16 protein-coding genes are annotated in these 14,324 nt (G+C 61.6%); 9 read left to right on the top strand and 7 right to left on the bottom strand.

All coding sequences use genetic code 11. The annotated features are described in order from the left end of the window. Nucleotides 1-65: 65 nt before the first annotated feature. Nucleotides 66-1,718 carry a Clp protease/crotonase-like domain-containing protein gene (locus tag N826_RS33355; RefSeq protein ID WP_147040983.1) on the top strand — a complete coding sequence of 551 codons (1,653 nt, stop codon included), beginning with the start codon at nucleotides 66-68 and terminating at the stop codon, nucleotides 1,716-1,718. Between the two features lie 65 nt (nucleotides 1,719-1,783). Here N826_RS33355 and N826_RS33360 read toward each other — a convergent pair whose 3' ends face one another. After that, entirely contained in the window at nucleotides 1,784-2,098 is a 315-nt protein-coding gene (locus N826_RS33360) for a recombinase family protein (protein WP_044436209.1), read from the bottom strand. On the opposite strand from N826_RS33360, the gene N826_RS33365 reads away from it, so the two are divergent. The 3 genes from N826_RS33365 (at nucleotide 2,088) to N826_RS44980 (ending at nucleotide 4,101) form a co-directional block, all read left to right on the top strand. Next, nucleotides 2,088-2,420: a hypothetical protein gene (locus N826_RS33365; protein WP_044436210.1), complete on the top strand. Its 333-nt coding sequence runs from the start codon at nucleotides 2,088-2,090 to the stop codon at nucleotides 2,418-2,420. The two genes, N826_RS33360 and N826_RS33365, sit on opposite strands and share 11 nt — an antisense overlap. A gap of 134 nt (nucleotides 2,421-2,554) precedes the next feature. Beyond that, entirely contained in the window at nucleotides 2,555-3,283 is a 729-nt protein-coding gene (locus tag N826_RS44975; RefSeq protein WP_211099452.1) for a hypothetical protein, read from the top strand. Nucleotides 3,284-3,426: 143 nt separating this feature from the next. Next, complete coding sequence (locus tag N826_RS44980) at nucleotides 3,427-4,101, top strand: IS66 family transposase (RefSeq protein ID WP_211099453.1); 675 nt, start codon at nucleotides 3,427-3,429, stop codon at nucleotides 4,099-4,101. Between the two features lie 278 nt (nucleotides 4,102-4,379). On the opposite strand, the gene N826_RS33375 is transcribed toward N826_RS44980, so the two are convergent. Beyond that, nucleotides 4,380-5,540: an acyltransferase family protein gene (locus N826_RS33375; RefSeq protein WP_044436211.1), complete on the bottom strand. Its 1,161-nt coding sequence runs from the start codon at nucleotides 5,538-5,540 to the stop codon at nucleotides 4,380-4,382. A 173-nt stretch (nucleotides 5,541-5,713) separates the two neighbouring features. Further along, nucleotides 5,714-6,040 carry a hypothetical protein gene (locus N826_RS33380; protein ID WP_044436213.1) on the bottom strand — a complete coding sequence of 109 codons (327 nt, stop codon included), beginning with the start codon at nucleotides 6,038-6,040 and terminating at the stop codon, nucleotides 5,714-5,716. Nucleotides 6,041-6,883: 843 nt separating this feature from the next. On the opposite strand from N826_RS33380, the gene N826_RS33390 reads away from it, so the two are divergent. Together N826_RS33390 and N826_RS33395 are read left to right on the top strand one after the other, a co-directional pair. Continuing rightward, the gene (locus N826_RS33390; RefSeq protein ID WP_147040981.1) at nucleotides 6,884-7,339 is read left to right on the top strand and encodes a transporter; all 456 of its coding nucleotides are present in this window, start codon (nucleotides 6,884-6,886) and stop codon (nucleotides 7,337-7,339) included. 368 nt (nucleotides 7,340-7,707) lie between these two features. Next, entirely contained in the window at nucleotides 7,708-8,736 is a 1,029-nt protein-coding gene (locus tag N826_RS33395; RefSeq protein ID WP_084721403.1) for a sensor histidine kinase, read from the top strand. 11 nt (nucleotides 8,737-8,747) lie between these two features. Here N826_RS33395 and N826_RS33400 read toward each other — a convergent pair whose 3' ends face one another. The 4 genes from N826_RS33400 to N826_RS33410 all read right to left on the bottom strand — a co-directional run bounded on the left by N826_RS33400 (nucleotide 8,748) and on the right by N826_RS33410 (nucleotide 11,245). Next, nucleotides 8,748-9,251 carry an RNA polymerase sigma factor gene (locus N826_RS33400; protein ID WP_044436218.1) on the bottom strand — a complete coding sequence of 168 codons (504 nt, stop codon included), beginning with the start codon at nucleotides 9,249-9,251 and terminating at the stop codon, nucleotides 8,748-8,750. 472 nt (nucleotides 9,252-9,723) lie between these two features. Continuing rightward, the gene (locus N826_RS44985) at nucleotides 9,724-9,933 is read right to left on the bottom strand and encodes an IS66 family transposase (RefSeq protein WP_211099454.1); all 210 of its coding nucleotides are present in this window, start codon (nucleotides 9,931-9,933) and stop codon (nucleotides 9,724-9,726) included. A 4-nt stretch (nucleotides 9,934-9,937) separates the two neighbouring features. Next, on the bottom strand, nucleotides 9,938-10,639 hold the full coding sequence (locus tag N826_RS43710; protein WP_147040979.1) for a hypothetical protein: 702 nt from the start codon (nucleotides 10,637-10,639) through the stop codon (nucleotides 9,938-9,940). Nucleotides 10,640-10,651: 12 nt separating this feature from the next. Continuing rightward, nucleotides 10,652-11,245 carry a hypothetical protein gene (locus N826_RS33410; RefSeq protein WP_044436219.1) on the bottom strand — a complete coding sequence of 198 codons (594 nt, stop codon included), beginning with the start codon at nucleotides 11,243-11,245 and terminating at the stop codon, nucleotides 10,652-10,654. A 564-nt stretch (nucleotides 11,246-11,809) separates the two neighbouring features. Here N826_RS33410 and N826_RS44505 point away from each other — a divergent pair. The 3 genes from N826_RS44505 to N826_RS33425 form a co-directional block, all read left to right on the top strand. Further along, nucleotides 11,810-12,493 carry a hypothetical protein gene (locus N826_RS44505; RefSeq protein WP_169789461.1) on the top strand — a complete coding sequence of 228 codons (684 nt, stop codon included), beginning with the start codon at nucleotides 11,810-11,812 and terminating at the stop codon, nucleotides 12,491-12,493. Then, nucleotides 12,493-12,768: a hypothetical protein gene (locus tag N826_RS44510; protein ID WP_044436223.1), complete on the top strand. Its 276-nt coding sequence runs from the start codon at nucleotides 12,493-12,495 to the stop codon at nucleotides 12,766-12,768. The genes N826_RS44505 and N826_RS44510 overlap by 1 nt, the downstream gene beginning before the upstream one ends. Next, the coding region (locus N826_RS33425; RefSeq protein ID WP_044436225.1) for a type IV secretory system conjugative DNA transfer family protein at nucleotides 12,741-14,324 on the top strand (1,584 nt) is incomplete at its 3' end. The genes N826_RS44510 and N826_RS33425, both read left to right, overlap by 28 nt.

Raw genomic sequence — 14,324 nt, forward strand, 5'->3', positions numbered from 1 at the left:
ATGTCGCCAGAGTTGCTGCGGCGCAACAACACCGATGCCATCGCTCTCCTGATCCGAGGCTCGTCATGCGTTCCTTGCCACAAGCCGCAGCTTTGCTTTGCAATCGGGTAGCCGTGGCGGCAGGTTTCATCATTGTTGCTGTCATCGTCCGGGCGCCGGCGCTGCTTTATTCCGTTCTCAACTATGATGAGAGCATGTATCTGCTGATGGGGCTGGAGTTCGCGCGCGGGCATCTGCCATACACGACCATCTGCGACTTGAAGCCGTTCGGCCTGTTCGCGCTGGCAACGCCTTTCGCGGCTTCGCCGTTCGACCCAGTGATCTCCAGCCGTATCGGAGCCAGCGTTGTCGTTGGGTTGACCGCTTACCTGCTGTGCCGGGTCTCGAGTCTGCTGTTCAGCGATGAGCGGCGGCTGATCGGCACCAGTGCTGGCTTGGGCTACATTGTCTTCAGCCTGGTCAACGGCGGCATGGCGTTTCAGGGTGAAATCTTCCACACGGCCTGCGCGGTGCTGGCTCTGCTGCTGATCCTGCGGGCCATTCACCATCGACTGCCGCCGAGCCTCGCACCCATGATCGCTGCCGGGCTAACGCTCGGGATCGGCATCCAGATCAAGCAATCCGTGCTGTTCGACATGCTGGCCTTTCTGACTGGCTTTTTCATTCTGACGGCCCCGAACTGGCAGAGTTTGCGCCATCACGCGCGAGCAAACCTCCGGCCTTTGATCGCGCTGGGTCTCGCCCTCCCGCTTCCAACCCTGGCTGTGATGGCGCTCTATGCCGGCACTGGCCACTGGGAGGCCTGGGTCGCCGCCAACATCACGGCGCACTCCGCGTTCTACACGGGAGACCGTGAGTTGGCTTGGCTGCCAGCTCTGTGGTCCGTGGCGGAACAGGCGCCGCTCTGGATCGGCGGACTACTAGCGGCTGTTTTCGTTCGCCAGCTGACGTTCAGCGGGCGAGAGTTCCGAGCGACCGTCTTCCTTGGTGTATGGGTTTTTGCCATCGTCCTGTGCCAATTGTTTCTGCGTATCGCTTCTGATCATTACTTCCTGCAGTTCCTGCCCCCGCTCAGCCTGCTTGGCGGTCTGGTGATCGGACGCGGCCTGCTGATGTATTTGCCCAGCCGGCGTCATGTTGGAGTGACACTGGCCATGCTGGTGGGACTCACCCTGTTCGCGGTGGCCAAGAACCCGATCATGCACAGCTTCCACATCGTCAAGGACCGGCTCGCCGGCGACACCTGGGCGGGCGACACTCCCCGACGCGTCACGGCCGATCTCAAACCCCTACTCAAGCCGGATGATGCGATCTACGTCGTCGGCTTCCAGCCGGCAATCTACTATCTGACCGGCGCGGTGATCCCGACCCGGTTTGCTTTTACCGGCATGCCGAGCTTCCTTCAGCCAGGACGCGATGGCTGCCGCTGGATCGAGCCCGCTGTTGAAATGCGGCGCATTCTCGACAACCTGCCGCGGTTCATCGTGGTCGAGCGTGGAATTTTCTACGCCGAGATGCCCTTGGATGTGCGTCGACTGTTGGACGAGCGGCTGATCCGGGATTACCGGGTCCGCGCCCGATATGAACAGCACTTCGCGCATCAGCTTTACCCATTCGAACGGTTTGTCATGAACGGCGGCGCACCAGCAGACGTGTATGAACTGCGGGATGAACCGCGCGCCCGCGCGCCTGTCAACTGGCCAAAGGAAGCTGAGTGATGCACGATCCCGAAGTTGATTTTGATACAGGGCCGCTGATTGCCCCGGCTGGAGATGTCAGCCAGTTAGAGGGGCATTGGTGCAGGAAGGCCCAGGACTAGGCCGACGCGACCGAGGCTGACCTCGGCGACCAGCCTCTGGAAACCGGGTCGCCCCTCCACTGAGGTGCCGGAGCGACCAAGGTTATCATCGATGATTTCGACGCGCTCGCGTGGCCATCCGAGCTCCAGAGCACGTTCCACCAGCCCATATTGGAGACGAGTCGATTCCTGATGGCGCTCGACCTGCTGGAGCGTTGACTGGCGCACGTAGACCAGGGCCAGACGATCACGGTGACGGCTGCGGATCTTGTCCGTCGGAGTTGGGATCATGCCGGTCATGGCAATCCTCCTCCGCTGCCGCGCCGGCTTCCATCTGCCGACGGACCAGGTGGCCGATCAGAACCGCAAGTTTCCGTCGCCGCTGTGCCGGCAGGCGCGGCCATGCCATTCGGCTCGGCTACACAGTGTTGTTCATTTCGATGCTCGGATGCCCAGCGCACCAGAGCCCGCCTCAATCAAGGCGCGGAACATGGCCGAGACCATCATCGGCCATATCAAGAAGTTCTCTTCCCTCAATCTGTCCAAGCATCGATCCGTCATCAACGCCTTCGTTCACATCATCGCGGCCATTACCACCTACCAGATCAACGGACTTGGTTAGTTTCCCCGGTTGGTGTGTGTGACGATCTGACGTGAGGGCTTCCCTTGATGAGGGTCGGCATGTTTGGCTAACGGCATGTCAGTTCCGCCGCTTCCAGACCTGGACGCCCTGTCCCCGACGAGCTGAAGAAGCTGGTGGTTCAGCTTTTGGTCGAAGTGACAGCGTTGCGCGAGGAGAACCAGGAACTGCGCGTGGAAAACGCTCGACTGAAGGATCTGCCGAAGAAATCGAAGCTGGCACCCGGCGGCATGGACAAGGCAACGGAATCGGATAAACGGGCCAGGACCAAGGAAGCACGCCGGCAGCGGCACAAACGGCAGAGTGGCCGGCGCACCCCGCCGGTGACCGAGGAGCGAACCCTTGCCGTCGAGGCCCTGGCCGGCTCGCGGCGCCGCGGCTTCGAACCCTTCACCGGGCAGGATCTGATCCTGACGCCGCAGGTCATCCGCTTTCGCCGCGAGCGCTGGGTGACACCGGAGGGTCAGGAGATCACAACACCGCTGCCGCCTGAAGTGAGTGGCCAATTTGGCCCCGGGATCGTGCGCTATGTCCTGATGCAGCACGTCCAGGGACAGGTGACGGTGGAGCGTCTGCACGCCCAATTGAAAAGCCTGGACGTGCGCATTTCGAAGGGCCAGATCATCACCATCCTGACCGCCAGCAAAGATGCTTTCTATGCTGAGAAGGACGCCATCCTGGAGGCCGGGCTGGCAACCGCGCGCTGGGTGACGGTCGATGGGCCGCAGGCAACGCCCTCCGGGCGGTACACGCAGCCCGCCACGCCGGGCACGATGAATACACCAACCACATCGGCAATGGCCACTTCGCCTGGTTCGCCACCCGCCCGTCGAAGAGCCGGCTGAACTTCCTGGACCTGCTGCGCGCCGGCCATCCCGACTTCGTCATCAATGCCACGGCGCTGGCCTACCTGGTTGAACACGGCGTGTGAAAGCATCGTCGCCGCTCTGCTCACCGCCGGATCTCAAAGCTTTGACGATGATGCGGCATGGCAGGCTTACCTGGACAGCTTCGGCCTCGGCACCGGTCATCGGCGGCGGGCACCGAGGCGGCCCTGGTCGGTGCCATCGTCGCCCTCGGCCTGCTGAGCCACACGGTGATCATCTCCGATGATGCCGGTCAGTTCGACGTTTTCCAGCACGCCCTGTGCTGGATCCATGCCGAGCGCCATCTCCACCGGATCATCTGCGTCACCGACGAGCAGCACCGTCTGGTCTCCGTGCAGCGTCAGCTGGTTTGGTGGTTCTACGCCGAGCTCAAGCTCTACAAAGACAATCCCACAGCCACTCGCCGAACGGCGTTGAGGCAGCGGTTTGATCGGATCTTCACCCGGGTCACCGGCTTCGCCGACCTCGACGAGGCCGTCGCCCGTACCCTTGCCAACAAGGACGAACTGCTGCTTGTGCTCGACCGCCCAGACATCCCGCTGCATATCAACGGCTCGGAGAACGACGTCCGCAGCTTCGTCACCAAACGCAAAGTCTCCGGCAAGACCCGCTCCGCAGTCGGCAAGCAGGCCCGGGACACCTTTCTCAGCCTGCTGAAAACCTGCTCCAAGCTCGCCATTTCGTTCTGGGACTACCTGGGCGCCAGACTCAAAATCCCGGACGCCGAGCGCGTGCCCTGGCTCCCCGATCTCATCCGGCAGAACGTTTCGGCATAGCCCAACTCACAACGCCATGACCGCTATCTGCCGGCGAAACTGACCAAGTCCCAGATCAACCCGATCAAGCCAAAGCGCAACCTTCAGCCCCGCTATCAGCTCGAAACAACAGCCTGAAAACTCCTTATCGGGTGAAGCATTTGCCACGCTATGCGTCAAAGACATCGGCCCCGCCGGCTGCTTCGCCGAGGGTGCCGCGCTGAGCCTGGGAGAGATCGCCGGCAGGACCGATGCCCTGGGCTGGACCGTGCCGCATCCCGACGTTTCTCAGGCGTTTCTCAACGGCCGCCCTGAAGACGCGGCGTTAGGGACGGCCCTCCCGAGCGGCCGCCACGGATGACCCCGTTGAACAGGAACTTGAGCGTCTCGCTTCGGCTCACCACGGCATGAACGCAGAACGACGCCACCATGGCCGCGACGACTATGGCAACGAACTCGACCAGGACAGGCCACTCGACATAGGTGAAAGCCAACCCGAACCAGCAGACGAACATCATGTGAAACAGGTAGACGACCATCGAAGCCTCCACCATTTTCCTAGTAAGGTCGGTCGAACGATTGAACCACCGCCGGGCGACGCAGAGAAGGACATGGGCGGACAGGATGCCGGCGATGGGCGTCAGGAAATAGCTTGCCGCCTTGGATACCGGCTCCCCCCTCGGCTCCACCAGCGTCAGGATCAGGCATGCAACGGCTGCCGCGCACCATGACGGCAAGTGGATCGTGGTGAATCGCTCCAGCCAGTCTGGGCGGTAGGCAAGAGCGGCGCCCAGAACAAAGAAGGGAGCGAAGGCCACCGTCCGTATCGACTGCACCATGCCCGAAAACAGGATATTGACGTCGAGCATGCTGCCGATGGTCGCTGCGCCAACAACGCCGGAACCGGCCAGGATCAACGCCAGCGCGGCGCTTTTCCAGTCGCGGCCGATCAGGTCCAGCACCCTGTCGGACACACGGCCGAGCCGAAGCCTGCCGCCGTATCTCCACCCTAGGGCAAGCAGCGATGAATAGATCAGCAGATCGCCAAGGAACCATAACTGCTCGATCCAGTGCCCGCCCGGAGAAGACAGCCTCGCCAGCCAGTCCTGCCAAGCGTTCGGCAGACCATGATCGGCAATGGCGCCCGCCAGCATCTGCCAGGGGTTGACCAGGAGAGCCACGCTGATCAGGGGCACGCTCAGCCGGATGAACCTGCTCTTCAGCCAGACGCCTTCGCCCTGCTTCCCGATCATCAGCATGGCGAAAAACCCGGAGATGATCATGAAGGCCGGCATTCTGAACGTGTGGGTGAACTGGAACACCCAGGTCAAAATGAAGGAGGTCTCGACCGAAAAGACGATCCAGTCGATGTTGGCGGAGTAGATCATGCCTGCATGGTAGGGAATACCCAGGAACATCAGAAAAGCTCTGAGCTGATCCAGGTAATGTTTCCGTTCCATTCGATCATTCCGGCATTGGCAGAAGACGGACGGCAGGCGGCGTCGTAGCCTGCCAGCCCTCCGAGTGTAAAACAACCAGCTTAAACGCTCGTGGCGTCTCTACTGCGAATGTCCAGACCCGTTAACCGAATAGCGGAGTAATCGGCGCGATCGAAGGGCTTGCTTGGTTTTCCTTACCGAACCGGTTCACGGCCGGAATATGCCGAGTCGAAGACTGGAACCATCTCATTACCGAAGGGATCGAGTTGGGGAGCGGCAGACTCCCAGGTCATTCGGGATGCCGGCACCGCTTTCGTGGCATCCGCATCGCCCCGCGCCATGCCTTCGATGCCGCCGGCGTCCACCCTGGCGACCTGCGCGATCATCTCTTCTACGTCTATCTCTTCTACGGCTTGTCCGCCGCTGTCGGGTGCCGCCATTCCCGCAAAGCCCAGTCCAGCGGACAGCGCCACGGACAGCACGACACCCCTCACAATGTTTTTTCGAACCATCTTCAGCATAGCCGAACCTCGCAAACAAAGGTGACAGGCTGATTAGTATCACTGCTGAAGATGGCCCGATCTGTAACCTGGGCGACATTTGGGAGTTTTGTTTTACCGGGGCTCCCAACGGGCCGGGCGGCTACTTCCCATATGTCCCGAACTGTTCCCTGAATTCCGCCTGAGTTCGAGGCCATGGCAGGTGAATGCCTTGAAATTGCCGTTCGGACAGGGTGAGGGTGCTGGCGCGTCGATTTCCCGATGCAGCGGAAGCCGAGCGGGCTGCCTGCCCCGCCGCCGCCTTTGCCATAAGCCTCAAGGCATCCTTGGATCCCGCCAACCATGACGCCCGGGATAATGCGCCCAGTCGACCTGGGCCCGCGCCCCGGCGGGCATCTCCACCCGGCGCCGCGCCCGCACGCGGGAGCTGGTTATCTCCGCACCCAGTAGCGCTGGACCGAGCGCAAGCTGCCGGCATAATCGTGTTCGCCGACCAGCCAGTGGTGCAACGCCGCCAGATTGAGCCGTCCTCCTGGGCAGCGCGCCAGGTCTCGATGGCCTCGGCCACCGCTTCTGCCCGGAAAAGCTGGCGTGAGCACCCGTCCACCGCGCTCAAGTGCAACCGTTCCAGGTGATACCGGACCGTTCTTTCCGTCACGTCCAGGAGCCGGGCAATGTCGCTCGTCATCGTGCCACGCGACGAGAGAACCTTGATTATCATGCGAGCCTCCGTGTCCAGACGGCCCATTCCTCCCTCCAAACCGCTTGTCCTTGCGGCGGGAGTATGTTGGCCGGAGGCGTCACCTCGTAAATCTGGGTGTCGCCTTATCCGGAGACTGAACTGTCGCCTTACAGACCCCAAGCCTGCTCGCATTGGCCACCTCGACCGCCTCGACCGGCGACCGGGGCGACCACGATCGCCTGGGCAGTGGGTCGGACTCGATCCAGGCGGCCCTGACAGCGGTGAAGTCCCAGGACCCCCTCGTATTCGTCGGGTCGCTCTCCTACGCCGCCAACCTAGAGGACAAGGAAGCCGGCCGGACCGTTGATCCGGGCAATCAGGTCGGGGTCAACCTAAGCTCGATCCTAGCCGTCAGCCCAGAAACCTCGCTGGGTTTCGGCGTTGAGTTGAGCTTTTCCAACGAGACGGATGTGGATGGTCAGGAGATCGCAGGGTCAGACGGCCTCAGTGGCGTCCTGGAACTTGGTCTTGGGACAGTTCTGACGCCCAGCACACTCCTGAGCATCACGGCCGGAATGGGATTCACCGAGGATGCCCCGGACTTCCGACTGGGTTTCTCGCTGCCGATCCGGTTCTGATCCGGTAAAAACCACCATCGATTCATTATACTTTCTTGGTTTAATTTGGGTCGTTAACGTCGAAGCAGGATGGAGCGGATGAACTAGGGCGGAATCGGAATGAAAGACATTGTCGTGATAGCCCTGCTCTTCGCCGCGGTGGCGGTAGGATCTAGCTATGCGTTCACAATGGCGACCCACCTCCTCTTGAGGTTATTTGGAATTTAGGATGTGCCGATCGTCTGTCTTGAAACCGGACATTAAACCAGTTGAGAAACTAAAACCGATTGGACCTCCCGGCGGCTGTCCCTGAACTATTTGTATTGGATACTTGAAGCGTGGTCGGAGAAGGTAGCAACTAGTCATAATAAATACCTAAGGGGTTAAGCATGGAAAGAAGCGAAGAGAAAGACAATTCCTTGGATGATTTTGATCCGATACTGCTAAAAGTGGCGATAGAAGGTGCCAGACTTGGAACCTTCGACTACGACGTGGCTACTAATCGCTGTCGCTGGAACCGGCGACTGAAAGAAATGGTGGCTCTTCCACCGAGCCAGCAGGAAAGCTTCGACAGCTTCGCAGCCATGCTACACCCGGAGGATCGGCAGAAGGCACTCACGGCAGTCGGGGCCGCTTTGGATCCGGAGGGCAATGGCCTGTACGCCTGTGAGATGCGGCTGGTAAGCTACGACGGCGCCACACTCTGGGTCAGCGCGGCCGGTCAGTGTGTGTTCGACACCGGTCCGATGGGCCGCTTCCCTGTTCGGCTTGTTGGGATCGTTCGCGACGTTTCCCAGCGTGTGGCATTGCTGAGGCAGAAGGATCTCCTTGTCCGAGAAATGAGTCACCGCGTTAAGAACTCGCTGCAGACCGCGCTGACGATGCTCGACCTGCAAGCCAGGTTCGTTGGCGATGGCACCGCACGCAGCGAACTTGATGAGGCTCGCGGGCGTATACAGTCCGTAGCTCAGGTCCATCAGCACCTTTATCAAGCTTCCGACCCAACAAGAATTGCCATTGGCGATTACCTGCGCAATCTGGTCACCGAGCTCGCTGTGCACCTGCCTGTCGGCGTGACTGAGATCGACTGGTCCACGACCGGGGACAACCTGGCAGTACCGACGGATGATGTGCTCAACGTTGGACTGATCGTCAACGAACTCATCACGAACGCCTGCAAATATGCCTTTGTTGGCCGCGTACATGGATGCGTCACCGTCTCGATCCACGACGGAGGACAGAATGTTGAAATCCGCGTTGCTGACGATGGTGTTGGTCTACCCCGCCGAGTGGACCCACTATGTGACGGAAATCTCGGCATGACGATAGTTCGATCCGTCGTCGAACAGCTTGAGGGAGCGTTGTTCTGCGAACGCGGCACTGGTACATGCTTCATTGTTCGTTTTCCGAAACGCTGATTACACATGTCCTAGCTTGGCCCGCTCATGCGTCGGGCGAGTTCCAAACGTCCCCGACACAGGCGGCTCATCAGGGTGCCGATCGGGATGTCCAGCTCGGCGGCCGCTTCCCCGTAGCTCAGGCCATTGACGCAAACCAGCATAATAGCGGAGCGTTGCTCCTCCGGCAGGGCCGCGATCACATGACGCACCCGTGCCAGAGTGGAGCGCGCGATGACGGCGCGTTCGGTATCCTCTGTTCCCAGATGCTCCGCATCCTCCAGCGGAGCCGACAGGCGATCGCGCGAACTCCGCTTCTCATCAATCCATAGGTTCTTGATAACGCTGCGCATCCAGCTCCCCGGCTGCTCAATGGCGGCCAGAGAGCCCTGACGCCTCAGAGCGCGCTCATAAGCCGCTTGCACGAGTTCGTTGCCGACATCGGCTGACCCGGTCAGCGAGCGGGCGAAACGCTGCAGGTCGGGCATCAGGGCAATGATCGTATGCCGTCCATCGTGCAAGCCTAACGAGGTCATGTCACAACCTAATGGTAAACGACAGCCGTCGATAGCCGCCGGATTGTTCTAGATGCCAAACTTATCAATGAAACGCCCGTTTAAATCAATTGCAATAAGTAATTATATCGCTTGATATACAGCTAATTTTCTACGATTTACGATTGAAGAATGGGAACAGAAATTAAATTATTTTGAAGATGACCATCCCTCGCACCAGACACATCCCCTCACCAGCTTCAGCATTATATTTCAAAGGCTTGGCCATCTTAGGCGTACCTGGGGTAAAAGGGCGGGCGTTCAGGCTGTTTCGGAACGCATCTTGACGAGGTCGGGAAAGTACGGGGCATCGGCTCCGGGAACGCCGACGCGATGGCCGAGATAGTTCCAGAAGGAGACGCCGAGCTTAGTGCAAGTCAGCAGCAGGCCGGCGAAGGCGTCCCGGACTCGCGTTCCTGATCGGAGCGGGTACCGCCGGAGATCTTGCGCTTGATCACCCCTCTCGCGGGTCCATGGACCCGCTGTCGGGGCCGACGGCGGCGCTCGCGCCGCGAAAGGCCTGTGGTCGCAGGTCGCGTTCCGAGCCGTTGGTGTTGAGCGGCACCTCGGGGCGGTCGAGTACGACCAGCAACGCGTCCTTGTTGGCGTGCAACCGTTCCAGCAACCGGTCGAGCGTCGCGAACCCGGTGCGCCGTCGGAAGATCCGGTCAAAGCGTGCCCGTAGCTGCCCGCGCCGTCTTGGCGGTTTCCAGTCCGGCCAGCAGCACCGCGCGGGCTTCGTCCACGAAGGCGCCGTTGCCGGCGTTCAGCAGGCGGACCACCTGACGCTTGGAAATGTGGATGCCAAATGCCCGGAGCTGGGTGACCAGCTGCGGCATCGTTACCTGGCCCTGATGATATTGCAGGAGCACGAAACGGCGCAGTTCCGGCCCAAAGTGGCCGGTGATCCCGGTCGGCATCGGCGCCGTCACCGTCCTGCCGTCTGGTGTTTGCCAGCGTTCACGGCGGATGCGCACGACGTGCGGGCGCAGCTCGAGATCCTGGACGACGAAGTCCTCGTAACCTTTGAAGCGCGAGCCGGTCGGCACGTCAGCCTTGATGATCCGGTCCTCGTGGATGACCAGCCGCTCGGTCTTCCGGCGCTTTTTCCCGCGCCGATTGTCGCTGCCCTCCGGCTTGGGTTCAGTCTTCCGCTCCATGCCGCTCGGCTGGATCGCCGGCCGACCCTTCACGCCCTTGAGTGCGGCGATCTCCGCCCGTAAGTTCGCAATCGCCTGCTTCAGCGCGGCATTCTCTGCCAGCAGGCGTTCGGTTAGGGCTTCAAGGTCGCCGCGCGACAGGCCGGAAAGTGAAAGTTTCTCAGGAGCGGACACATCAGGAAAAATGGCACCAGGGCTGATCCCAACCAATCCCAGCCCGCCTCATGCCTGCCCAGCCCTTTGCTCCAGGTACGTTGCGCGGTTCGTTTGGGTAAGCCCTGTTGGACTGGCTCTGATGGAGCTGTAGGCCATAATTCCTGACATGAAGCCAATGGCCACGATCTCACCGGCTCCTGTCAGGTGGTCAAAAACGTAGGTAACCACCGCGCCACTGGCGACCAGAAGAAGCAGGACGACGATGCCGTAAGAGGTCTGAGAAGGATAGACATCGACCCAGCTTTTCCGAACTTCCGGGGACAGAGCTTCAACATGAACAACGGCCGGGTGGACCACAGCATCCGCTTCACCGGCCAGCACAACTCCAGTCCAACAAAGCGCCAGCCGTTCGGAGAGGTGGCATCCGACCAGCGTCAGCATGGCCATGAGCACGCCATCAATATTCCCCATTAGAACTAGATTTAGCGGGTATTTGCGTAGGTGTTCCGGTCCTGCTGCAGCCAGATCGGCAACGGCCCAAGGGTCACAGATCATGACATCGGCCATACCGGTCGATGCGTCCAGCGAAACAAGAACGCCGAGCAGGAAGCCAATGGCGGCGCCACCGAAGCGAATGAGCCAGAAGAAAAAGAAACGCATGGCCGATCCCTGTGTCAGCTGGATTAGGATTGGCTACTTCTGATTGAGGCCCCAGTGTCAGGTCGAGCGACCTTGCGAGTCCCATCGGCCGATTCTGGACCCCGCCCGTGGGGCAGATCGAGCCGACCGCACCAGCGGCAGTCCGGCAACAAGACGGCCAAAGAGATCACTATGCATTCCACAAATCTTTGTCGTGGTGTACCGGGCAGGTACGGTTTGAAGAGGAAAAGAGTAAGGGCAAGATAACCCTCCGGGTGTCATAACATATTGTCTTGAATTGCTTATCTTTCTGTACCGGTTCTGGCGTACCGGATTGCCGGAGCGGTGCCGGGTGCTGCTCCGGCTCACATCCGGCTATACTTTTACTCTGAGATAGGGTTATCATCTAGCCCGCATTGACCCGCATTGACGGAGGAACGCGATGCACCACAGCTCAGTCAGGGAACGGCAGCGGTTGCCGATCCGGCCATGATGAGGGTGCCCGCGATGCTGGGCCGCTCCGGCGCCCTACAACTAAAACTTGTGCGCCGCCACGCCGCGCCGGAACCCCAGCGGATGCGGGCCATGCCCCTGCCGCCGGTCGGCACAACGGTGCGCGGGCGGTTTATCGGCAAGCCGGGACGGTTCGCCCAGCGGGTCATGGTCAAGGTGAAATACCGGGCCGCGCACAATGGCAAGGTCGCCTTCAGGCGGTCACTGCGGGACAATGCAAAGTACATCACCCGCAATGGAGAACTGGCCGGGTTTGACCGGAGCGGTCGACCGGCCACCCGGGAGGACATCAACGCCGAGATCCACGGGTGGAGTGAGGACAACAGATACTACAAATTCATACTGTCACCCGAGAACGGACACCGCCTCGATCTGCAGGACTACACCCACGCGGTGATGGGGAAGGTCGAGCGCGACCTGCTGACCGAGGACGAAGTCCGGCGCGGCGCGGGGCTGGAATGGTTCGCGGTCGAGCACTGGGACACCGACCATCCACACACTCACGTGATGATGAGGGCCAGGGTTGAAGACAGGAATTTACGCCTGTCGAACGGCTACGTTTCGCATGGCCTGCGGGCGCGGGCGCGGGAGGTCGCAACCCAGCAGCTGGGCTACCGACTGGAGCGCGGCACGGACCTGGAGGAGAAGCGCCGTATCGTCGTGGAGCGTCGGCGGCAGCTGGGGCTGGACCCGGGCACGGGTTCACCCCTGCGGCAGCGGGAGTCGCCGCGGGGACGCGAGGGAGGGCTGGACTGATGCGAGCTTGGTGGGCATGGCTGCAGGTTGCCCAGCACGAATGGTGGTTCGTGCCGGCGGGGCTGGGGCTGCTGGCGGTCACAGTCGCTGCCGTCGTTCTGATGCGCATCGCGGTCAGCCGGGCCAGCAGCTGGCTGCTGAACCCGCGCATGAAGGGCACCGAGGCCCAGGTCGAGGCGGTCTGGGCCACGGAGGAGGATCTCGTGAAGTTCGGGCTGATCAAACCACGCAGGCGGGGGATCAGGGCATGGATGCCGACACTCGGCCGAGGCTGAACGATCCCGGCGGGATCACGGTGGGGGCGTTGCCTGACGGCCGCCTGCTGATCGACCGGCACCAGATGCACGTACGCGTCACCGGCCCGACCGGGGCGGGCAAGACGCTGTCCTTTTTCATGCCGACCCTGATGAGAAGCTGGAAGGGATCGGCCATCGTCCACGACCGAAAAGGCGATTTCTGGCTGCTGCTCCAGGGCTCCAGCCGCTGGCGGCATAACCTGCTGTTCGCACCGACCCTGCCCGATAGTGTCAAGTACAATCCAATGGCCCGTGTCGGAACCGGAACGGATCAGATCGCCGGCTTCCAGAACCTCGCCGCCCTGCTGCCGCACAGCGACACCACGCAGGCGAAGGAGCCGATCTGGGATGAGAACGCCAAGGCATTGGCCACGGCCGAAATGATGTTCCTCAACAACTTCGGCGATCCCAGGGACAGGAACCTCGGTGGTCTGCGGCGTTTTCACGGTACCGGCAAGGCCGGCGGCGAACGGATGATGCGCCAGCAGCACCCGGACCCGATCCTGCGCGAGGAGATCGCGGCGTCCGCGCGCAGGATCTGGCAGAACGACAACGAACGCTATGTCGGGTCGATCCTGGCGACGATCGACAGCTACCTGAACGTTTATGCCGATCCCAACGTGGCCGCCGCCACGGAAACCTGCGAGTTCTCACCGGCCGATCTGGTGTGCGGACCCAACCCGGTGCTGCTGAACCTGTACCTGCCGCCGGAGCATTCCAGCCGCCTGGCGCCGCTGGTCCGCATGCTGACCAGCCAGATCCTCAATGCCCTGATGGGGCATCAGGACAAGGTCGGCGGGCGCTGGAAGAAGCACTGCATGCTGTTCGCCCTCGACGAGTTCAACCGCTTCGGCAAGGTCGATGCCGTCGAGGGCGCCATGGCGGATATGCGCTCCTATCACTGCCGGGCCATGCTGGGTGCCCAGTCCGACGGCGTCCTGACGACGATCTACGGCGAGAAGTCGCTGATCTTCAACAACTCGCGGCTCGTTGCCCTGCGCCCGTTCGACAGCGGCGAGGCCGACAAGCTGAGCCGGGCGATCGGCTCCATCGAGGTCACGGCGGAGTCTGACAGCGCATCCTACAGCGTCGGCGGCGAGCGCCGGGGAGGGGGTCTGTCACGGTCGCGGGTGCGCAAGCCGATCCTGCCGACTGAAGCGGTGTTGCGGCTGTCGGAAAACGACGTCCTGGTCTGCGGCTATCCCAAGCCGATCAGGGTACGGCGCCCGCCGCTGTCGTCCTGGCGCACCCTGGTCGATCCGGTGCCGCGCTCGTGGTCGCCGCTCGACGCCGAGTTCCTGCCGGTGCGCGACGACAAAGGCAATTTCATCGATCTGCCACCGGCCGTTGATGAGCACAACCCGTGGGACGGCATTCGGTTCGACGAGCCGCCCCCGCCCGATGCTCTGCCGGAGCCGAGGCGGTCGGAGGAGGCTGGGAAACCGAAGGCGAAAAGGACCCCTAGGACCAGGACGACGGCACCGCCAGAAGAGGCTGCTTCAGCACCGACGCCCCCTACCCCTACCCCTACCCCT

The organism is Skermanella aerolata KACC 11604 (assembly GCF_000936425.1).
Lineage (GTDB): Bacteria > Pseudomonadota > Alphaproteobacteria > Azospirillales > Azospirillaceae > Skermanella > Skermanella aerolata.